Annotated in this window: 22 protein-coding genes; 13 read left to right on the top strand and 9 right to left on the bottom strand. The window is 42.0% G+C overall.

Translation table 11 applies throughout. The features are described from left to right. Positions 1 to 58 precede the first annotated feature (58 nt). The 5 genes from J3U75_RS01965 to J3U75_RS01945 all read right to left on the bottom strand — a co-directional run bounded on the left by J3U75_RS01965 (position 59) and on the right by J3U75_RS01945 (position 4,724). A complete protein-coding gene (locus tag J3U75_RS01965; RefSeq protein WP_100140138.1) occupies positions 59 to 853 on the bottom strand; it encodes an ABC transporter ATP-binding protein in 795 nt (264 codons plus the stop codon). After that, positions 850 to 1,752 (bottom strand): ABC transporter permease, encoded by a 903-nt coding sequence (locus tag J3U75_RS01960; protein WP_100140137.1) that lies wholly within the window; start codon positions 1,750 to 1,752, stop codon positions 850 to 852. Before J3U75_RS01960 ends, J3U75_RS01965 begins: the two co-directional genes overlap by 4 nt. 99 nt (positions 1,753 to 1,851) lie before the next feature. Next, positions 1,852 to 2,856, bottom strand: a complete 1,005-nt coding sequence (locus J3U75_RS01955; RefSeq protein ID WP_267390252.1) for an ABC transporter substrate-binding protein — start codon at positions 2,854 to 2,856, stop codon at positions 1,852 to 1,854. A gap of 287 nt (positions 2,857 to 3,143) precedes the next feature. Further along, entirely contained in the window at positions 3,144 to 3,950 is an 807-nt protein-coding gene (locus J3U75_RS01950; protein ID WP_267390251.1) for a squalene/phytoene synthase family protein, read from the bottom strand. A gap of 126 nt (positions 3,951 to 4,076) precedes the next feature. Beyond that, on the bottom strand, positions 4,077 to 4,724 hold the full coding sequence (locus J3U75_RS01945) for a DUF421 domain-containing protein (protein WP_267390480.1): 648 nt from the start codon (positions 4,722 to 4,724) through the stop codon (positions 4,077 to 4,079). 386 nt (positions 4,725 to 5,110) lie between these two features. Here J3U75_RS01945 and rlmB point away from each other — a divergent pair, with 386 nt between their 5' ends. The 3 genes from rlmB to J3U75_RS01930 are packed head-to-tail and all read left to right on the top strand — an operon-like array spanning position 5,111 to position 7,294. Next, on the top strand, positions 5,111 to 5,860 hold the full coding sequence (gene rlmB / locus J3U75_RS01940) for a 23S rRNA (guanosine(2251)-2'-O)-methyltransferase RlmB (RefSeq protein WP_267390250.1): 750 nt from the start codon (positions 5,111 to 5,113) through the stop codon (positions 5,858 to 5,860). 43 nt (positions 5,861 to 5,903) lie between these two features. Further along, positions 5,904 to 6,338 carry an NfeD family protein gene (locus J3U75_RS01935; protein WP_267390249.1) on the top strand — a complete coding sequence of 145 codons (435 nt, stop codon included), beginning with the start codon at positions 5,904 to 5,906 and terminating at the stop codon, positions 6,336 to 6,338. Between the two features lie 2 nt (positions 6,339 to 6,340). Further along, positions 6,341 to 7,294, top strand: a complete 954-nt coding sequence (locus J3U75_RS01930) for an SPFH domain-containing protein (RefSeq protein WP_100152506.1) — start codon at positions 6,341 to 6,343, stop codon at positions 7,292 to 7,294. Between the two features lie 178 nt (positions 7,295 to 7,472). On the opposite strand, the gene J3U75_RS01925 is transcribed toward J3U75_RS01930, so the two are convergent. Further along, the gene (locus tag J3U75_RS01925; RefSeq protein ID WP_100140130.1) at positions 7,473 to 7,850 is read right to left on the bottom strand and encodes an Mth938-like domain-containing protein; all 378 of its coding nucleotides are present in this window, start codon (positions 7,848 to 7,850) and stop codon (positions 7,473 to 7,475) included. Positions 7,851 to 7,997: 147 nt separating this feature from the next. On the opposite strand from J3U75_RS01925, the gene J3U75_RS01920 reads away from it, so the two are divergent. The 3 genes from J3U75_RS01920 (at position 7,998) to J3U75_RS01910 (ending at position 12,140) form a co-directional block, all read left to right on the top strand. Then, complete coding sequence (locus tag J3U75_RS01920; protein WP_267390248.1) at positions 7,998 to 9,311, top strand: homoserine dehydrogenase; 1,314 nt, start codon at positions 7,998 to 8,000, stop codon at positions 9,309 to 9,311. Positions 9,312 to 9,706: 395 nt separating this feature from the next. Continuing rightward, the gene (locus J3U75_RS01915) at positions 9,707 to 10,141 is read left to right on the top strand and encodes a type IV pilin protein (RefSeq protein ID WP_267390247.1); all 435 of its coding nucleotides are present in this window, start codon (positions 9,707 to 9,709) and stop codon (positions 10,139 to 10,141) included. 91 nt (positions 10,142 to 10,232) lie between these two features. After that, positions 10,233 to 12,140 carry an ATP-binding cassette domain-containing protein gene (locus J3U75_RS01910; RefSeq protein ID WP_267390245.1) on the top strand — a complete coding sequence of 636 codons (1,908 nt, stop codon included), beginning with the start codon at positions 10,233 to 10,235 and terminating at the stop codon, positions 12,138 to 12,140. A gap of 55 nt (positions 12,141 to 12,195) precedes the next feature. Here J3U75_RS01910 and J3U75_RS01905 read toward each other — a convergent pair whose 3' ends face one another. The 3 genes from J3U75_RS01905 to pmbA form a co-directional block, all read right to left on the bottom strand. Further along, on the bottom strand, positions 12,196 to 13,437 hold the full coding sequence (locus J3U75_RS01905; RefSeq protein ID WP_218966201.1) for a DUF1615 domain-containing protein: 1,242 nt from the start codon (positions 13,435 to 13,437) through the stop codon (positions 12,196 to 12,198). 50 nt (positions 13,438 to 13,487) lie between these two features. Continuing rightward, positions 13,488 to 13,985 carry a disulfide bond formation protein B gene (locus J3U75_RS01900; protein ID WP_267390244.1) on the bottom strand — a complete coding sequence of 166 codons (498 nt, stop codon included), beginning with the start codon at positions 13,983 to 13,985 and terminating at the stop codon, positions 13,488 to 13,490. A gap of 62 nt (positions 13,986 to 14,047) precedes the next feature. Then, positions 14,048 to 15,379 (bottom strand): metalloprotease PmbA, encoded by a 1,332-nt coding sequence (gene pmbA, locus J3U75_RS01895; protein WP_267390479.1) that lies wholly within the window; start codon positions 15,377 to 15,379, stop codon positions 14,048 to 14,050. 163 nt (positions 15,380 to 15,542) lie between these two features. On the opposite strand from pmbA, the gene yjgA reads away from it, so the two are divergent. From yjgA to J3U75_RS01860, 7 genes are all read left to right on the top strand, one after another. Continuing rightward, positions 15,543 to 16,046 (top strand): ribosome biogenesis factor YjgA, encoded by a 504-nt coding sequence (gene yjgA / locus J3U75_RS01890; protein WP_323811346.1) that lies wholly within the window; start codon positions 15,543 to 15,545, stop codon positions 16,044 to 16,046. Between the two features lie 85 nt (positions 16,047 to 16,131). After that, positions 16,132 to 16,920 carry an indole-3-glycerol phosphate synthase TrpC gene (gene trpC / locus J3U75_RS01885; protein WP_267390242.1) on the top strand — a complete coding sequence of 263 codons (789 nt, stop codon included), beginning with the start codon at positions 16,132 to 16,134 and terminating at the stop codon, positions 16,918 to 16,920. Between the two features lie 45 nt (positions 16,921 to 16,965). Next, entirely contained in the window at positions 16,966 to 17,745 is a 780-nt protein-coding gene (gene map, locus J3U75_RS01880) for a type I methionyl aminopeptidase (protein ID WP_100140122.1), read from the top strand. Positions 17,746 to 18,059: 314 nt separating this feature from the next. Beyond that, the gene (locus J3U75_RS01875; protein ID WP_100140121.1) at positions 18,060 to 18,344 is read left to right on the top strand and encodes a helix-turn-helix domain-containing protein; all 285 of its coding nucleotides are present in this window, start codon (positions 18,060 to 18,062) and stop codon (positions 18,342 to 18,344) included. A gap of 117 nt (positions 18,345 to 18,461) precedes the next feature. Beyond that, positions 18,462 to 19,334: a YgfZ/GcvT domain-containing protein gene (locus J3U75_RS01870; RefSeq protein ID WP_267390241.1), complete on the top strand. Its 873-nt coding sequence runs from the start codon at positions 18,462 to 18,464 to the stop codon at positions 19,332 to 19,334. A gap of 213 nt (positions 19,335 to 19,547) precedes the next feature. After that, positions 19,548 to 21,146, top strand: a complete 1,599-nt coding sequence (locus tag J3U75_RS01865; RefSeq protein WP_100140119.1) for a peptide chain release factor 3 — start codon at positions 19,548 to 19,550, stop codon at positions 21,144 to 21,146. A gap of 206 nt (positions 21,147 to 21,352) precedes the next feature. Continuing rightward, positions 21,353 to 21,571 (top strand): hypothetical protein, encoded by a 219-nt coding sequence (locus J3U75_RS01860; protein WP_267390238.1) that lies wholly within the window; start codon positions 21,353 to 21,355, stop codon positions 21,569 to 21,571. Positions 21,572 to 21,829: the final 258 nt, after the last annotated feature.

Below are 21,829 nucleotides of genomic sequence, written 5' to 3'. Positions count from 1 at the left end.
ATCAAACAAAAAAGGCTGCCAAAACCCATCTTAGCAGCCTGTATTCTCAGCACAAAATTCAACTCAGCAATAACGCATCATCGGTGACTTTCTCACCTTGTGTATGCTCGAACATTTGTAATAAATCAGTCACACCCATGCCAGCGCGCTTTTCGCCGTCCACATCCAGCACTACCCGCCCCTGATGTAGCATAACAGTACGGGTACCATGATCCAAAGCCTGCTGCATAGAATGAGTTACCATCATTGCCGTTAATTTGTTTTCACGCACGATACGATCTGTCAGCTCAAGTACAAAGGCTGCAGTTTTTGGGTCTAGTGCAGCAGTATGCTCATCCAGCAACAAAATTTTTGAGCTCTGTAAAGAAGCCATCAGCAGACTGACTGCCTGACGCTGTCCGCCGGAAAGCAAACCGATGCGATCACTGAGCCGATTTTCCAACCCTAAATTAAGCATAGCCAATTTTTCGCGAAATAATTCGCGATATTGCCCCTTAATTGCTGAGCGCAAACCACGGCAGCTTCCCCGTTTCAGTGCCAGAGCCATATTTTCTTCTATCGTCAGCGCCTCACAGGTACCAGCCAACGGGTCTTGAAACACCCTTGCCACCAGCGGTGCACGTTTATAGGCAGGCTCATTGGTAACATTTTTATTATTAATAGTGATTGTGCCGGAATCTACCTGAATATCGCCACTGATAGCATTAAGAAAAGTAGATTTACCAGCACCGTTACTGCCGATTACAGTGACAAACTCACCTTCAGCAATATTCAGGCTCATGCCACGCAAGGCAGGATTTTCTATCGGAGTCCCCGCATTGAATGTCAGGCGTAAATCATCTGCGCGCATCATGATTTTAGTTTCCTTTTAAAATAACGTTTAATCACCGGTAGGCGCAGTGCCAAAACCACCAGAATAGCCGTTATCAGATTCAAATCCTGCGGACCGAAGCCAATGTGTTGCAGTGTATCACTACCCAATGCTAATGCAATAAAGGCTCGATAAAGCACAGCCCCCACAATCACCGCCAGCGTAATCACAATAAAACGTTTGGCGGGAATTAACGTTTCACCAATAATCACCGCAGCCAAACCAACCACAATGGTACCGATACCAATTGAAATATCAGCTCCGCCCTGTGTCTGCACAAACAGCGCGCCACCCAAAGCAATAAAAGCATTAGAAAGTGCCATGCCAAGCAATAAAATACGCGAAGTATTGACACCCTGCGCACGAGCCATACGTGCATTCACACCGGTCGCACGCATGGACAAACCGATTTCGGTGGCAAAAAACCAGTCCAGAAAAAACTTAGCAACCAATACAAAGCCAAAAATAACCAGCGGCTGCACCCAGTACTGATTACTGTCGTCAGCATTAAAAAACGGTGTAAACACGCTAGGCTGATCGAGCAATGGCAAATTCGGTGCACCCATAATACGCAGATTTACGGAATATAAGGCTACCATCACCAGAATACTGGCCAAAAGTTGCATGATTTTTAGTGATACATGCAGCCATGCTGTTATCAGGCCTGCACAGGCACCAGCTGCCCCAGCAAGCGCGGTAGCCAGCCAAGGATTCATTCCATGAGTGACGCATACAGCAAACACAGCACCACCAAGCGGAAAGCTGCCATCTGCTGTCAAATCCGGAAAATCCAGAATACGAAATGATATCAGTACACCCAAAGCAACAAGGGCATAGATCAGCCCACTTTCTAAAGCACCAAATAAAGCTATAGAAGACATATAAACAAATGTTTCATTATAGTTGGAAATAAAAACAACATCGGCAAAGCTTATGGCAGCCTGCCGATGTCACGGTTTTCAGCCCTCAGACTGGTAATTCTAATCAATTATTTTAGCATCTTTAAGCAACTGCGGCGGTAAAGTAATTCCCTGTTCAACAGCATGGGATTTACTTACCATCAAATCCAGCTGTTCCGCCGACATACGCTGTGGAGCAATATTGCCCGCTTTTTCGCCTTTCAGGATTCGACCGACAATTTTGCCTGTAGCCATACCCAGCTCATGGTAATTCACGCCTAATGCTACTGCTGCACCTCGTTTAACCGAACCAGTATCCGAAGCCACCAGCGGCATTTTCATATCTTTTGCAACCTTATACATGGATTCATAAGCTGAAACCACATTATTGTCCAGCGAAGTGTAAATCAGATTGGCCTTGCCTTGCAGGCTTTTAGTCGCCATAGGTACATCAGTGGTGCGCTGTGCTGGTGCAGCAGCTACATTAATACCATCTTTAGCCAATAAAGATTGCAGCTGACCCAGTACCACAGTGGAATTCACTTCTCCCGGACTGTATACATATCCTACCGTTTTCAGATTTGGCACAACCTGCTTCATCAAAGCAATCTGTGGCTGCAAAGGTAGCTCATCAGATACACCGGTAACATTGGTCTTGCTTGGCTCCCAGCTAGGTACCAGCTTAGCAGCCACAGGGTCGGTCACGGCAGCAAATACCACCGGTATATTACGTGTTGCGGCCACCATGGACTGCGCACTAGGGGTTCCGATCGCCACTATTGCATCAGGATTGCTGCCAGCAAATTTTTTCGCAATCTGGCCTGCAGTAGCTGTATTACCCTGCGCACTCTGAAAATCAAGCTTTAAATTCTTACCCTGTTCATAACCTTCAGCACGCAATTCATCTATCACCCCCTGACGCACCGCATCTAGCGCCGGGTGTTCAACAATTGCCGTAATGGCTACCCTTTTCATACCATGATTATCAGTACCGGCTTTTTCACTCTGACCAGAAGGCGAACAGGCTGTAAGCAGACAGGCAGCAGTGAAGCCCAGAATCATTAAGGTTTGTTTTGCTCTGAGCATAGTAATTTCCTCAGCACAGGGTTATTCAAAAACTTTCCGCAATAAAATTGCCATCACCCACTTAATGAAGCAGATGATGGCATAAATTATACAAAAATCCAGTCTGATTGCGTATCGAAATTACCAAAGCAAACTATTTTATACTGAAATAAAAATTCACAATTTAATTTATTTAAGCAATAAAATATCAATAATAAGATTAAATAAAATAAAATATGCTTAATGATAGCAATTTGTGCCATTTCTCACTTTTCTAAACCTGCCGCCATGATAACTATTCAAACAACTTAGCTTACGGGTTTGAAGCCAAACAACCATGTTTTCCATGCCAGTCGCTGCTGGCGTGCACGTGGAACAATTAATTGATAATTCATTATATTTTCTACTCCATCCAGCCTAATCTCTTCCAGCAAAGCTGCTACTGTTGCAAGCACAGCCAGACTGCCACGCTGACGGCGCCGATCTACCGATGGCAGCATGGCAACAACCGATTTTATCTGCTGTTGCAGCTCAGCCATCGACATATTCAGTAAAGTTTTAAACTCCGCCCCTCCTTGTCTGTTTATTACCAGATGCGCCGGAACATTAAAAGCCTGTAATGTTTCTACTGGAATATACAATTTTCCTTGTCGTGCATCCGCTCCAATTCTGGAAAACAACCTTACTAATATAACTGTTTCACCTACCTTGCCGGCAAAATCCAATGTTTGGGGAACAGAAAATCCTAATACCCTGCTACTTAAACGCCCTTGTACCATACCAGCTGCCGCTGCATATCCGCGCAACTGAGCCATATTCTGAAATCTCGCCTGAGTTAACTCAGTACGATAAGCATCTATCAGTGCCAGTAATTCCAACTGTGGCAGACAATATAATCTAATCAGAGGTAGCAGCGCCTGCATCAGTGGATGTTCGGGTTTATCTGTTGCTGCAAACAAACCGCTTATCTGCTTCTCCCACCAGCTGAGTGTAGTCAGAGCCAGATCAGCTTGCGAACAATCCTGTACCACATCCTGCAACTCCTGCTGCAAAGCATAAAGTACGATCAGTGCCTGACGCTGACTACGAGAAAGAAAAGGAAAACGAAAAGCCATGACATTTCTGCCATGGCTTATCTTCTGATAACAATATTCTAATGGCTGCACAGCAATAAAAAACTTTAATCAAAATGCTATTGTAACCTCTTCTGTGCATTTCTCCAGCATTACCATGTAATTCAACTATCTCTCCTGTTTTTCCTTTTTCACTTCACCAGTCTTTAAAATATAATTCAGCTGTCCATTCCAAAACTCAACCATAAAGATATCGTCTTCTGCCAGATGCTCCTGCTGAATTTTTTGTTTCAGCCATTCCTCTTCCTCATGAATTCTCTTTAGTTCGGATTTGCGAAACTCTCCGTCCTTAAATAAAATCAATGAAGGATATTTTCCTTTATCGGTCAAAACAGTCAGATCACCTCTAGGTTCAATCTGGGCATAATTCACTTCCTGAAAAGAAGTCACACCCTGTGCATGCAATATAGAAGCAATATTCAGAATATCAACTTTATTTCTTTTATCTAAAATATTATCCATCAGAAAGCGTCCATCTTTCATAATCGGAATCGGCTCACCAATAGCAAACATTCTTAAAAATGAAATATGCTTACACGACCAATTTAAAATTGAAATCAGCACCACACCCATCAACAACACAATAATATATTGATAAAATGGAATATCCTGATTATAAATTACCCCGCCGATAATACCGCCGAGGACAAAGTTCCCAATAAAATCCACCGGAGTCATCTGATTTAATTGAGTTTTACCAGTAAAATTCAGATGAAGAATAACAATCAGAAAGCCAGAAACAAACTTTGCCAACACCCACAAATAGTATTCCATAGATACTCCTTACGGTGATTAAGGTTATTCATCAAACAAAAATTGGCTATGCCATTTAGTTTTGATTATCCAGATGCCACAACAGACAGTTTAATGCTTCAATATTGCAAACAGAATGACACACTTTAACGCCATCACAACCCATTGAATCACAATAATAATTTGTAATTACAATTTTTACAAAATCATATAATTTCTTGCATCTTTTATACATACCAAAACTAGCACACTTTTATCAAAGCAAACCAAACATAGCCAGATAAAATCAAATTACATTAACATATTAAATATTATATTTATCAGGTACAATCAGATTGATACTACGTTTTCCGCTATAATTGTCCACTTTACATATTGAAGTAATATCTATGTCTAATCAGCGTCTCATCATCGGGTTTCACGCAGTTAATGCACGTCTATGGCAAAACCCTAGTAGCATTATCGAACTTTATGTACTCGAAGGAAAACATGATGCCCGTATGCGTGACGTCATAAATAAAGCTGAAGCAGAAAATGTACGCATTATCGGCGTTGATAATGCTCGCCTTGATACCTTAAGCAAACACGCGCGCCATCAAGGTGTAGTTGGTTTTATCGATGCCTCCAAACAACATATAGACATAGAAGACGTACTAGATAATCTGAATGAACCACCTTTATTGCTGATTCTGGATGGCATTACCGATCCGCATAATCTAGGTGCCTGCTTGCGCGTAGCCGATGTAATGGGCGTGCACGCTGTCATCGCTCCCAAAGACAAAAGTGCCGGCCTCAATGCCACCGTTAGCAAAGTAGCTTGCGGAGCAGCAGAAACAGTACCTTACATTACCGTAACCAACTTAGCGCGTACCATCCGTGACTTGAAACAGCGCGGCATCTGGATTGTTGGAACAGCCATGGATGGCAATGATGATTTATATCATTTTAATGCACCACAAGCAGTAGCTTGGGTAATGGGTGCAGAAGGCAGCGGCATGCGCCGCTTAACGCGTGACTTGTGTGATACACTCGTCTCTATCCCCATGTTTGGTACGGTTGAAAGCCTCAATGTCTCTGTCAGCACCGGAATCGTTTTAAGTGAAACGCGCCGGCAACGGGTATATGCAGCTCATGAATAATTAACAATTCCCTAAAAAACCAATACAAAAAAAGGAGATTTTAATGATATGGTGCATTCTTGCCCTAGTACTGTTTGTACTTGAAATGTTTAGCGGTACATTTTATTTACTTGTCATCAGTGCTTCATTCTTAAGCGCTGGTTTAGCTGAATGGCTGCTACACACCAGTAACAATACCAACGCAATTTTAGCCACGTTTTTTTCACTTATCGGTATCATTATTGTACGTGTATGGCAAAAGAAGCATCCGCGTGAAAACAAAGCCAAAGCAAGTGACAGTCCTGACTATGGCCAGATTGTAATCCTGTCCAAACCACTTACCGATGGCTTGTGGCAAGTACAATACCGCGGCACCATTTGGCAGGCACGTTTTACTCAGCCTACCCATGCCAAAGCCGGTGACACTGCTCATATCATCAGTCATAACGGAAATATTTTAAATCTCACTCTATCTGCATCTATCAACCATCAGGAATAATCATGATTCTGACCTTCATCTTCCTTGCTGCCATAGTCGTTTTTATTTGCATGGCATTTAAAGTTGTGCCACAACAAGAGGTTTACATTGTCGAACGTCTGGGACGCTATCATGCCACGCTTGAAGCAGGTCTGAATTTTATTATTCCGATAATTGACCGAGTAGCTTATAAACATACACTGAAAGAAATCCCGCTGGACGTACCCAGCCAAGTATGTATCACTCGGGATAATACCCAGCTTACAGTAGACGGCATCATCTATTTTCAGGTAACAGACCCTAAACTTGCCTCCTATGGTTCCAGCAACTTTGTTGTAGCCATTACCCAGCTGGCACAAACCACATTGCGCTCAGTTATCGGCCGAATGGAGCTGGACAAAACATTTGAAGAACGTGACGACATCAATCGTACAGTGGTAGCCTCTCTGGATGAAGCAGCCGTATCATGGGGCGTAAAAGTATTACGATATGAAATCAAAGATTTAGTACCACCACAGGAAATTTTACGTTCAATGCAGGCACAAATTACCGCTGAACGAGAAAAGCGTGCCCGTATTGCCCAATCTGAAGGTATCAAGCAAGAGCAGATTAATCTGGCAGCCGGTCAGCGTGAAGCCGAAATTCAGAAATCTCAAGGTGAAGCACAAGCTTCAATCAATGAATCTCAGGGCGCCAAAGTCGCTCAAATCAATCGTGCAGAAGGTGAAGCTGAAGCCCTGCGTTTGGTGGCTCAGGCTACCGCTGAGGCCATTCGTCAGGTTGCTGCCGCAGTAAAAGAACCTGGCGGTACCGAAGCTGTCAATCTTAAAGTTGCGGAACAATATGTAGATGCCTTTGCCAAACTGGCGAAAACCAACAATACACTGATTATGCCGGCCAATGTAGCCGATATTGGCAGCCTCGTTAGTGCCGGTATGAGCATAATCAAAGGCCAGAATACAACAATCGTAAAATAAATAGCTGATATAAATAAGATACAGGCTGCCATTCATTTTTGCTGGCAGCCTGATTTTTATACTCAAAAGATAATGCCAAGCATTTAATTAAACAAACACTATCTAGCCAATATAATAAACGTATCTACACACTTGGCGACTAATCCATCCATACAGAACTCTGATTCCCAAAAAAACTCTAATTTTCCATTAACGGCCACAACCAAGCCCAAACACTACGGCCTTCACTGCGCAATACCATATATGTACGACAGGCAGCCGCAGTAGTCATGCTTTCTACACCAATTCCTTTGGCTGCCAGCTGAGCGGTCAGCCGCGGATGAATAAATACATGCTGACTACCCGTACCAATCAGAATAACTTCCGGATATTTCTGCAAGGCAAGAGCAAAATCTTCAATACTTAATTCTGCCGCATTATTTTTAGCTAATGGCAATACTTCAATATCTGTAATACAAACAGGCTCTGAATATTGCTTTCCATTAATAGTAATTAGTCCCGTATCAATTTCTTCAATCCACAAACCCTGTTTGTCACGGATTTCATCAATCTGCATTAAATATTCCTTACGCCTAAGACACATCTTCAGATAGTGCAGTAGTAGTCAAAAAAGCGGTTTTCCGCTAGCATAGTAGATTATTTACGTAAAATTGCAAGCATCAGTCAATCATACAATCATATTCGTCTAATTTAAGGAGTAAAAATGCAGCCACTTCGCATTGGTTTGCTGGGCGTAGGTACAGTTGGTGGTGGTACCGTCAAACTATTACAGAATAATGCACATGAAATCACCCGCAGACTGGGGCGGGAGCTGATTATTACACATGCAGCCAGCCGAAATCTTGAGCGAACGCGAACAATATGCGGCCCCGATACCAACATTACAGACAATGTATTTGATGTAGTTACAGCTCCTGATGTCGATGTGGTAGTAGAGCTGATTGGAGGTTCAACCATTGCCAAAGATGCAGTGATTCAGGCGATCAAAAATGGCAAACATATCGTTACAGCAAATAAAAAGCTTCTGGCTGAATACGGCAACGAAATTTTCCGGTTGGCCTCTGAGCACAACGTAATGGTGATGTATGAAGCAGCAGTGGCTGGTGGTATCCCGATTATCAAAGCATTGCGTGAAGGGCTAGCAGCCAACCATATCGAATCTATTGCCGGCATCATCAATGGCACTAGCAATTTTATTCTCAGCGAAATGCGTGCTAACGGAAGCACCTTCCCTGAAGCACTGACACAGGCTCAAGCTTTAGGCTATGCCGAGGCAGACCCGACTTTCGATATTGAAGGACATGATGCAGGCCATAAACTTAGCATCATCTCAGCATTGGCCTTTGGTACCCCAATTAATTTCAGTCAGTGTTATCTGGAGGGCATCAGCCAGCTGCAAAGTCTGGATATTTGCTATGCTGAAGAACTAGGCTATCGCATAAAACTCCTTGGTATTACACGCAAAACTCCAGAAGGTATTGAGCTTAGGGTACACCCTACTTTGATACCTGAAAGCCGCCTACTAGCAAAAGTGGAAGGCGTAATGAATGCCGTATCAGTTCAGGCTGATATGATCGGGCAGACATTGTATTATGGTGCCGGTGCCGGTGCCGGTCCTACAGCTAGCGCCGTCATGGCAGATATCATGGATGTCACCCGATTACAGAATGCTGAAGCCAGCTATCGCGTACCTTATCTGGCATTTCAGTCTAGTTCACTACAAAATATTTCCATTCTGCCCATGGATGAAATCACCAGTAGTTATTATTTACGCGTATCTGCCTGCGATGAACCAGGTGTTCTGGGTGAAATAGCCAATATTCTGGCAGCAGAAAATATATCTATCGAAGCACTCATTCAAAAAGGCATTATCAATAAAGAGACTGCGGAAATTGTGATCCTGACCCATTCAACTAAAGAACGCTTTATCAAACAAGCGATGTCACAGATTCAAGCCTTACCACGCGTATTGTCGCCTGTAACGATGATTCGCATGGAAAGTTTACATCCTCGCTGATAACACGAAAAAGTATTTAACATATTACAAAACGGGCAATATAGCCCGTTTCATTTTTTTAGTACAAAACAAAAAAGCAACTAAAAATATTCAATTCTATTAATCCACTATTTAAGTAAGTAGATTCATTTCTGTGAAATCAGCCAAATATTAAACAAAAATTCAAACAAATAAAATAAAAATAACTTTTTGTTTATATTTTGATTATTATTTTATTAACCACATTCAATCCCAAAGCAGAATGATTTATTCGAATAAAATATATTCCGTATATATATGTTGTTATAATATAATGCCGATAGTATATAATTATTTATTAAATCATGGTACCTCGTCGATTCCCATTCAGACATCAACTATATTCAGCCACACGATACTCATCGGGATTTAGTTTATTGAATTTATTAATCACGCTTTCCATTATTATAATATTAGCCGCCATAGCCTATCCTTCCTACCGTAAACACATTCTACAAGCCCGACTTCATCAGGCTCAGGCAGATTTACTTATCAACGGACAGTATCTAGCCAAACACTATCTGCATCATATCAGCTACCGAAAAAATGGAAACAGCTGGCCAACCCTACCTATTACACAAAATCAATATTTTTGCTTCCGCTTTCAAGGCAATCCTCGCTTTACCCGAGAAGAGCACTTCACCCTTAAAGCCGTTGCTCTGGATACTAATGAAGAACCACGTATACTTAAACTTAATCAGGATGGCCGAATTATTATGTGTCAAACCAGCAGCAGCCGTTGCGATGAAGAAGAGGACTTTTTTCACGCTAGCCGCCAGCCCGACCAAAGTTGCCAGATTTTTAACCAGTAGCCATACAGGACAACAGCAACAATTCAATGATGAAACTGTTACAATACCCAGTCTTTCTATCACAAATATCCTAACGTAGTCTGGTTGAAATATGAGTATTTTGTCTCTGGATAATGCCTGCTTTGCAGTTGGCCATCACCCATTATTAGATCATGCTTCTCTGCAAATGGATGCGGGAGAAAAAATCGGTTTCATCGGCCGCAATGGTGCCGGTAAATCAACATTATTAAAAATTCTCGCCGGCGTACAAAAACTGGATGATGGAATACTCACCATTCAAAACGACCAGAAAATCGTTTATGTACCGCAGGAATCGTTTTTCGATCCACAGGCGACTATTTTCGATACCATTGCTCAAGGATTAGGCGAATTACAAAACCTACTGCATGAATATCACGAACTTAGCCAGAATATTAGCGATGAAAAAAGCTTAAATCGTTTAACGGAATTACAAAACGAACTGGAAAACCGTAATGGCTGGCAATTTGATGCATTGATTGCCCAAACTTTGAGCGAACTTAACCTACCTGAAAATGAAATTATCGCTAATCTCAGTGGCGGTCAGAAAAAAAGAGTTGCACTCGCACAAGCATGGGTGCAAAAACCGGATATTCTCTTACTAGATGAACCCACCAACCATCTGGACATCGAAGCAATTGAATGGATGGAAAATCTGCTGAGTAATTTTGCCGGCAGTCTGATTGTCGTCACTCACGACAGACGGTTTCTAGATAAAGTGGCTACTCGTATCGTAGAGCTTGACCGTGGACATCTGCGCAGCTATCCGGGCAGCTTCAGTGCTTACAGTGAAAAAAAAGCACAAGAGCTGGCTGTTGAGGTCGAACACAATCGCCTATTCGATAAATTCCATGCACAGGAAGAAGCGTGGATACGAAAAGGGATAGAAGCTCGTCGCACCCGCAATCAAGGGCGGGTAAAGCGACTGGAACAACTACGGCGAGAACGTGCCGCACGGCGAGAAGTTCAGGGTCAAGTCAGTTTCAACCTTAACCGAGGCGAAGCCAGCGGCAAAATCATCGCCGAACTTGAGCATGCAGGATTTTCCTATGGTAATCACATCATCATGCGCGACTTCTCCGCTGTTATTCAGCGTGGCGATAAAATCGGCCTGATCGGGCCAAATGGGGTGGGTAAAACCACATTTCTGAAGCTGATTTTAGGAGAGCTACAACCCACATCCGGTAAAATCCGTTTGGGTTCACGTCAGGAAGTAGCCTACTTTGACCAATTCCGCAGTGCATTGAATGAAAACGATACCGTTTTCGACACCATCGGCCAAGGTAACGATTACGTAGAAATTGGTGGTCAGCGCAAACATGTTATCGGCTATCTGGAAGAATTTCTGTTCTCACCTGCGCGAGTGCGTAGCGAGGTAAAATCATTGTCTGGCGGAGAACGGAACCGCTTGCTACTGGCTAAGCTGTTTACCCGCGCTGCCAACATACTGGTACTTGATGAACCTACTAACGATTTGGATATCGATACACAGGAATTGCTGGAAGAATTATTACGTGATTATACAGGTACGGTGTTTTTGGTCAGTCACGACCGTACTTTTCTGGATAATGTTGTCACTCAGTCCATTGTATTTAGCGGAAACGGCCAGCTAAAAGAGTATATTGGCGGCTATCAGGATTATATTAATGCCCAAAAACGTGAGCAGAGCCTGCAAGCACCTTTAAATATTACAAACAAGGCCAATAACAACACCGCTGATAAAACACGCCCTAAAAACCGGCGTAGTGAAAAACTTTCTTTCAATGAACAACGTGAACTGGACAGCTTACCCGATACAATAGCTGCTCTGGAAGAAGAACAAACAGAATTAAATAAAAAACTTTCTGATCCTGAAATCTTCAAAATCGATTACAAACAGGCTGCACAATGGCAGGCACGTGTTGCAGAAATTGAAGAATTATTGCTAGAAAACCTTGAACGTTGGGAAACACTGGAAGCAAAACAGAAACCCCAAAATTAAAATATATAAAAAATGGCTAGTGCATAAACACACTAGCCATCAATTTAAGCCTGATTCATTTCTTTGGATGACGTCCGCCACCGCGTCGCATACATGCCTCATAGCGTCGGTTAACATTATTCGCATACCAGTTAGTATTGTAATCCTTGCTTAATTTAGGCCCGCTAATCACAACTTGCGGCATAATTGCATACGGAGGATTTTTATTAAACTGACGTTTATAGATTGCTATCACATTCTGATACGTGGACGTATTTTCAAACTCTGCCTGTTTTTCATGCAACAAATCCGAACGAATATCTTCCGGTTTCATTGAAATACCATGGTCAGCAAATAACTGATTCAAAGCAGTTTCAGTCTGACTTGGCATAGATTGAGGGTTATCATCCTTATCATAAACCAATAAATCCCCATCCAAAGCCATATCAAGATTCAATAATTTATTAATATCCTGTTGAAAAGCAGCGTTACGGCTCGAATACATACCGGAATTATAATCAGCAAACCGATACTGTGCATTATCATAGGCAGCAGGATATTTCATCAGTCGATGAATACCATAATACAAGCCGCCCTCTCGGGTATACATATAATCCCTCAACTCATTAACAGAAGCGTGGTCACGCTGATGATCACGCGCATATTTTACAGATACCTGCATTGAGCCAATGGTCGTAATGGGATTATTTTCCTCCCCCAAATCCTTGCCCATGAATTTAGCTGCTGCATTAGCTATCGAATCAGCATAAAATTGTTTGGAAACATAAGCAAAAATCTGCCGGTATATCCAGTCTAGCTGCTGCTCGGTTTTTACCGAACGCATTTGTATTAGAAAACTGTTGTCTTTACTGGGTTCATTAATCAATACATATGTAAAGTAGCGCGAAACAGCCGGGCCAAGAGCCGGACCAAACTGTTTCACAAATTTCTGCGGTACTTCAGTCTGAAAAGCTTTAATCGCCTTATTTCCTAAGTCAGGTACAGTAGGATTAGCAACAAAATTCGACTCTTGGTCTACTACCGCTACCACACTACATACATTTTCCTTGGTTTTACTGATTTTCAGCTCATCCATAATCTGGCTGATATCAGCTGCCCATGCATCCCGCTCAGCAACACGTGCAGGTATCAGCCGACTTATTTGCGCAGGCTGAGTCAATATTCTACCGTTATCATCCGGAGAATCATCATCCGCTCCACTCCAGCTACCATGCTCCTTACACGCAGATAAACCACACAACAATAATCCAGTCAGTGTCAACCTAGCTGCCGTTTTTAGTAAAAATCTAGCTTTCATACCATATACATTCATTCAGGCAAATCAATTACAGAATACACAGAGCATTATCATTTTCTGGAGCGAGTACGACACTGCCATAACCATCCCCATACCCACAGCAATACTGCAACAAAAAATAAAACACTCCATACTGGTAACGGTATCCACAATATATGCTGCACCTCACCACAATTACCGGTACCACGGATAATCGGTTCATACCAGTGAAATAGCGGCGCATCACGCAACCGAAATGTCCATGGAGCTCCGCAAGACGGCTGGTCAATTAAAGGTAAGTGCTGAATATAAATCTGGTAAATCGCCACACAGAGACCGCCAATCGGAGCCAGACTAACCACAATTGCATTAATCACTTTTTCAATACAGTTGAGATTAGGGCAACAAGCACATAACAGAGCCAGCAATGCAGTAAGGATCACCGCCACTCGTTGCACAATACACAATACACAAGGATTCATACCCAAAACATATTGGCCGACAAACGAAGCAGCAGCACACAGTACAGCCAGAAAAAACACACACCATAATGCTTTACGGAAGCTCATCTTAAGTCCTTTCAAACTGACCCAAATACATCATTTCCATCATCTGATACATAAATAGACACTTATGAACCAGCAACAGTCATATCCCCAATGAGAATAGAACCCACCTTGTGCGTACTGCGTTTCAATGCATCGTCAGCGGCACCTATCATCGCCATAAACATATCCTGTAAACGTGACGCAATCGTAATACCTTCTACGGGATATGTTATGACTCCATTTTCTACCCAGAAACCAGCCGCGCCACGAGAATAATCACCCGTAATACCATTTACACCCTGACCCATCAACTCAGTAACCAGCAAACCCGTACCCATAGTCTTCAACAGCTCTGCCTGAGACTTATGCGTATGATTTAAATATAAGTTATGTACACCACCGGCATTACCCGTCGTAGTCATGCCTAGCTTACGCGCACTGTAACTACTCAGAAAATAGCCCGACACATATCCATCTGCAATAATAGTGCGATCATGCGTAGCCACACCTTCGGCATCGAAATAAGTACTGGCTAGAGCTTTTTTTACATGCGGTCTTTCATGTAGACACACCCATGGTGCCAAAATCTGTTTACCCAGAGAATCAACCAGAAAACTAGTCTCTCGATATAAAGCGCCACCACTAAGCGCTCCCACTAGATGTCCAATCAGACTTCCTGCCACCGTCGTATCAAATACTACAGGATATTTGCCCGTCGCTACAGAGCGACCATCCAACCGACGCACAGTACGAGAAGCAGCAGTCTTACCGATATTCTCTGCTGTATCTAAATCCTTAGGGTCACGCGCCAAATCATACCAGTAGTCACGCTGCATACCAGACGCATCAGAGGCCACTACACTGCAGGATATGCTATGCCGGCTGCCACGCTGATAAGCACAGAAATCATTACTATTGGCATAGACATACTGATAATGGTCTGTCTGAACCTCAGCACCCTCAGAATTGCTGATGCGTGCATCTGTATCCAGTGCAGCCCGTTCTGTTCGTTTACCAATAGCGATAGCTTCATCAGCAGACAACGGCCAGGGGAAATAACTATCCGTATCACCCACATCAGTAGCCAATAAGTCAGCATCAGCCAGTCCTGCACATTCGTCCTGTGCCGTATAGCGAGCTATATTCAATGCTGCTGTAACCACCTCATCAATGGCGCTATTATTAAAATCAGCACTACTAGCCCGGCCTTTGGCATGACCCAAATAAACCGTCACATCTAAAGATTTATCCTGTTGATATTCAATATGTTCAACATCCTGCTGGCGTACTTGCACATTCTGTCCAACTGATTCACTGATATCAATTTCAGCCGCGCTCGCACCTTGCACCCTAGCTTTATACAATGCCTGCCGGCACAACTCTTGTAACTGTTCAGCACCGTGATGAAACATAATTTACCTTCTTGCCAAGAAGCATGCATTCTAGCATGCTGAATTCAGCACTGGCAGCCGCAAAACAGCCATGCCAACTGAAATAATACGGATTTTTTGCTAAAATACACAAATAAAATTCAGATACACTAGTGATACGTAACATATGAACAGCCATACTGAAAACATACTTCAGACAGAAGAAGAATGGGTCAGCAAAACCCGTATGAAAAAGCAAATGAATGATTTGCAGCAACTGGGTATGCAACTAACCAAACTATCCGCAGATACTCTTAAAAAAATCAATCTGCCCGAAGACTTATTACAGGCTGTATTAAGCTATCAAAAAATCAGCTCTAACAGCGCCCTCAAACGTCAGGCACAATATATTGGCCGCCTGATGCGGGAAATTGATACCGCACCGATCAGCGATTTTCTATCACGCCTCAAAGGCGAAAACAGTGCGCATAATGCCTATTTACAGAGACTCGAATACCTGCGAGAGCGTCTGATTGCAGACGACAATAGTCTCACAGAAGTTATCAGCCAGTACCCACATATTGACATCAATAACCTGCGCACACTGATACGCAATGCGCGTAAAGAACAGGCCGCTGATAAAGCGCCTAAGGCATTCAGATCTATTTTTCAGTTATTAAAAAACGAAATTACCGAAGACACACAATCCTAAAATTCATAAGTCAGACTTAAATTAGATTTATGAATATAGCGGTCATATCTTGTGAACAATCAGCATCCTAGTCCGGACCAAAACCATGAGCGATATCCTAAATAAAATCATTGCTACCAAAAAAACCGAAATGGTTGCAGCCAAGTCCGCTGAAACACTGGCTGAAGTACGTGCCAAAGCTTATGATCAGGCACCGGCAAGACCATTTTTGGAAGCCATACATCATAAACATCAGCAAGGCAAAGCAGCCATCATTACCGAAGTAAAAAAAGCCAGCCCTTCCAAAGGACTGATTCGTCCTGATTTTTCACCCGCCGATATTGCTCATGCTTATCAGCAAGGTGGCGCCGCATGCATGTCCGTCCTGACCGACGTAAGCTACTTTAAAGGAAGTCTGGAATACCTGAATATTGCCCGTAATGCCTGCAGCCTGCCGGTATTACGAAAAGATTTCATCATCGACATCTATCAGGTGTATCAATCACGAGCACATAATGCCGATGCTATACTCCTGATAGCAGCAGCACTCAGCCGTACCCAGTTAAATGAATATGAAGCCATAGCCCACGAGCTAGGTATGACCGTATTGCTTGAAATCCATCATGAAGAAGAATTAGAGAAATGCATCTCTATGTCTACCCCACTCTGGGGCGTAAATAACCGTAACTTGCGCACTTTTGAAGTAGACCTACAGCAAACAATCAAACTTCTGCCTGCACTAAATGGCAAAACAGTCGTTACCGAAAGCGGCATTTTTACCACAGATGATATACACATGATGCAGCAGCATCAGGTAAATACATTTCTCATTGGAGAAAGCTTGATGCGCAAACAAAACATAGCAGAAGAACTAAGCCTTCTAGTAAATGCTTGAAGCATAACTATCATTTAAACAGTTTTAATTAGCCTAAAAGGAAAAATCATGGGCGTGATTATTAAAAATGCAGAAGAAATTGCCGCAATGCGCGTAGCCGGCCGGCTGGCAGCTGAAGCACTGGACTATATTGGCCAATTTATCAAACCAGGTGTCACCACCAACGAAATCGACAAACTGATACATGATTACCACATTAACGTACAGGGTGGTTATCCCGCTCCACTAGGATATGGCAATCCACCCTTTCCCAAATCTTGCTGCACATCCGTCAATCATGTTATCTGCCATGGTATCCCCGATGACAAACCTTTAAAAAACGGCGACATCATCAACATCGATGTCACCATCATTAAAGATGGTTTCCACGGAGATTCCAGTCGCATGTATGCTGTAGGCGAAATCAGTCCACAGGCACGCCGCCTAATTAATGTCACCCATGAAAGTATGATGGCCGGTATATCCGTTGTTAAACCAGGAGCAACACTGGGAGACATTGGCTATGCCTGTCAGCAGGTAGCAGAAAATGCCGGTTATTCCATGGTTCAAGAATTCTGCGGCCACGGAGTGGGAAAAGGTTTTCACGAAGAACCACAAGTGTTGCATTATGGTCGCCGCCATACCGGCTTAAAACTACAGCCGGGAATGATATTTACAGTAGAACCAATGGTTAACCAAGGAAAACGCCATTTGCGTATTCTCGGTGACGGCTGGACAGTAGTTACTAAGGACCACAAACTCTCCGCACAGTGGGAACATGAAGTACTAGTAACAGATAATGGCTACGAGATACTCACAATCAGCCCATTGACAGGAAAACCTTAAAATACCAAAAAAAACGTAAAACTTTACATTAATACAACATCTATATCTGATTTAAGGCAATAAATTTTAAAATAGTTTAATTAAAATAAAAATACACCATTCAAAATCACCTTAAACAGGTAAACCATTAGCAATATTGTATTGAATGTAAAAAATATTGTGATAATATTGAAGTCCATAGATAATTATGCATATTGATAAGTATGGTTTATTACAATAAATGACCAAACTTACCAAAACAACTAATATTTATGAATGATCATATTAATTAATTTTACTTAAACATAGACAACTCGTTTTAAGGTATAAAAATTATGAAAGCTTTTAAACCTATCAACAATGTGCGCGAAATCCGTAAAAAACTCGGTTTGAACCAGATTGAATTTTGGAGTCAGGTAGGTGTTACACAATCCGGCGGTTCTCGGTATGAAGCAGGCCGCAACATTCCGAAACCAGTTCGCGAACTGGTACGGCTGGTACATGTTGAACAGCTGGAATTAAGCAAGCTCAATCGCATAAATATGGAAGTTGCCGAATTACTGAAAAACGAGCATCCAGATATGTATCAACAACTTAAAGCAAAAGTAGAAGGAAAATAAATCCTTCATTAAGCCCCTTAAACAAAGCTCCGCACCAGATATTGGGCGGAGCTTTTAGCTTGTTAGCTAAGCATTCAGTATTATAATAAAGGCCTGCAAAACAAACAGGATTTTTCCATGACACACACAGCATCTTCCCTGATGCCTTATTTCGGACTGATACGTGTAAGCGGCGAAGATCGAGCAACCTTTTTACACAACCAATTATCTAATGATATCAATCATTTGTCTGCCAACCATGCTTGTTTAGCTACCTACAATACAGCCAAGGGTCGCGTAATAGCCAATATGCTGGTACTTAATCGGGATAATGATATTATTATATTAACCTCAGCCAGCCTCATCGACACCTTACAAAAAAAACTGCAAATATACATCATGCGCAGTAAAGTAAAACTGGAAATCATGACAGACTGGGGTGCAGCAGTCAGCGTACCCGAAACATTATCCACAGCATCAGAACCTCAGTATGTATTGCCAACTAGCCAGACTAATCAAATCTGGTCCATCAACTTGCCAGATGGGTCAATAATCCAGATTGGAAAAACCAGCCAACTGCCCCCGTTTAATACAGAAGTTATAGAATCATGGAAATTACATGAAATCACCAGCGGTAATCCATGGATTAGCATAGAGACCACAGAAACCTGCGTTGCACAAATGCTTAATCAGCAACTAATAGGTGCTGTTCATTTCAAAAAAGGCTGCTACCCCGGTCAGGAAATCATCGCCCGCGCTCAATACCGTGGTCAGGTAAAAAGAGGGCTAGCACTTATGGAAATAAACGGTTCAGTTTCAGAAGGTAAACCAATTTTTGACAACCATAATGAAGAAGTCGGACTAATAATCAATCAAGTATCACAGCAAACTTCTACGCTGGCTTTGGCAGTAATCAAACACAGTGCAGCCGAATCAGAACTAAAATGTGACAATAATATTATTGTTATAAAAAAATGTTTTTTTAATCCTGCTAATACAGAAAATTCTTAAGCATTAAATGATGCCCTGAACTTCTGATTATGTACTGACTTAAAATACAAGGCTACACATTTCAAAGCATCTTTTCATGCAAAAATATTAATTTGTTTTTTTTCGCTAAACCACACAATTAACAGTTCTAATATTAATCTGTGCTACAATATAAATATTCTCACAAGACGGCCGTAGCCGTCTTGTTTTATTGTTTGCAGAATATATAAAATCATGAGCCAGATTGCCCAAGAAGCGGCACGCCGCCGTACATTTGCGATAATATCCCACCCTGATGCCGGTAAAACCACCCTCACCGAAAAGCTATTACTGTTTTCTGGTGCCATTCTTTCCGCAGGTACAGTAAAAGGAAAGAAATCTGGCAAATTTGCCACTTCAGACTGGATGGAAATCGAAAAGCAACGCGGAATATCTGTAGCTTCTTCAGTAATGCAATTTGACTACCGCCAACATGTGGTCAACTTACTTGATACACCTGGACACGAAGATTTTTCTGAAGATACCTATCGTGTACTCACTGCAGTTGATAGTGCTCTGATGGTAATTGATGCGGCCAAAGGTGTTGAAGCACAAACCATCAAGCTTTTAAACGTCTGTCGTTTACGTGATACCCCTATCGTCACCTTCATGAATAAATACGATCGTGAAGTGCGGGACTCATTAGAATTGTTGGATGAAGTAGAGAATATTTTGCACATCCGCTGCGCTCCGATTACTTGGCCAATTGGAATGGGTAAAAACTTCAAAGGCGTATATCACATCCTTAACGACGAAATATATCTGTTTGAAGCTGGAGGTGAAAAACTTCCCCATGAATTTGACGTTATCAAAGGCATTGACAATCCGCGTTTAGATGAACTTTTTCCCATTGAAATCCAGCAATTACGTGAAGAAATCGAATTGGTACAAGCAGCATCCAACGAATTTGATTTAGATGCCTTTCTGCGCGGTGAACTGACACCAGTATTTTTTGGTTCTGCCATTAATAACTTTGGCATACAGGAAATTCTTAATGCTTTGATTGACTGGGCACCTGCGCCACAGCCACGGGAAACCTTAGAACGCGTTGTCGAACCAACTGAAGCCAAATTCACTGGTTTTGTCTTTAAAATTCAAGCTAATATGGATGCTAAGCACCGCGACCGTATTGCTTTTCTGCGCGTTTGTTCCGGAGAGTTTACTCGCGGTATGAAAATCAAACATCTGCGCCTGAACCGTGATATTGCTGCTTCCAGTGTGGTGACTTTTATGTCTCACACCCGCGAATTAGTTGAAGAAGCATTTGCTGGTGATATCATTGGAATTCCCAATCATGGCAATATCCAGATTGGTGATAGCTTCACTGAAGGTGAACGTCTTACCTTTACTGGTATCCCCTTTTTCGCCCCCGAGTTGTTTCGCGCAGTGCGGATTAAAAATCCATTGAAAATGAAACAGCTTCAAAAAGGATTACAACAGTTAGGCGAAGAAGGTGCCGTGCAGGTATTCCGCCCCCACAACGGTGGCGACCTTATACTTGGCGCCGTTGGCGTATTGCAATTTGAAGTAGTCACTGCCAGACTAGCAAATGAATATGGCGTTGATGCCGTATTTGAATCTGTTAGCATCTGGTCAGCACGCTGGGTATCCTGTGCAGATCGGAAAAAACTGGCCGAATTCGAAAAGGCCAACGTACTCAATCTTGCTACTGATGCCGGTGGCAACCTTACTTATCTCGCGCCCAACCGTGTTAATTTATCTTTAACTGAAGAACGCTGGCCAGATATCCGTTTCCATGAAACAAGAGAATTAACAGCGCAAATAAACGAATAACTCATTCATTTTTTAATTCAGAAAAAGCAGCTTGTCAGATACATTACAAGCTGCTTTTTTATCACTAAAACAAATCTGAAATATCCTATGTAACTAAAGCATAAATGTTTAATAAGTCCAATTAAAACCCAATAGTATATGACGTCTTATATAAAATTGAGTTAAACTACTTAATGCTTATAATAATATACTAATGGTATTCTAATATGATAAAAGATCCAGTAATTGCCGAAGAAATCAGAGATTTAATGTTTAAAATAACCAACGATTTAAACCAGACGCTTTTTAAAGTCCAGGATTGTTGTCCTGAAGAAGAATTCAGAGCTTACAGAAGAGTAGTCGGAAGAATTATGGGAGAAATGCTTGATTTCCTAGAGCCTGCATTCAGGGAGCATCCCGAACTCAAACCCAAGGAATGGGATTGAAACAAACTATAAACAATTACTTATAAATAAAATGGTTAATATTGTTTTCCCTACAGAACCATTACTTATGTTTAACCGGTTTTAGCCGGTTTATTAAATTCATCTTCAATAAAAATAAATCATTTTTATAATCAAATTTTAAAATAAATACTAGCAATTCATATATATATTTTTGGAATGAATCAGCAGATTTTTTTCAGCCCTACAATCAATATTAACAAGAATAATTAACCCTGATACTTTCTATAATTACAAGCG

It is taken from the genome of Snodgrassella sp. B3088 (assembly GCF_026535815.1).
GTDB classification, from domain to species: Bacteria; Pseudomonadota; Gammaproteobacteria; order Burkholderiales; family Neisseriaceae; genus Snodgrassella; species Snodgrassella alvi_E.
Note: the sequence above shows the minus strand (reverse complement) of the source record. Positions and strands in the feature narration are given on the sequence as shown.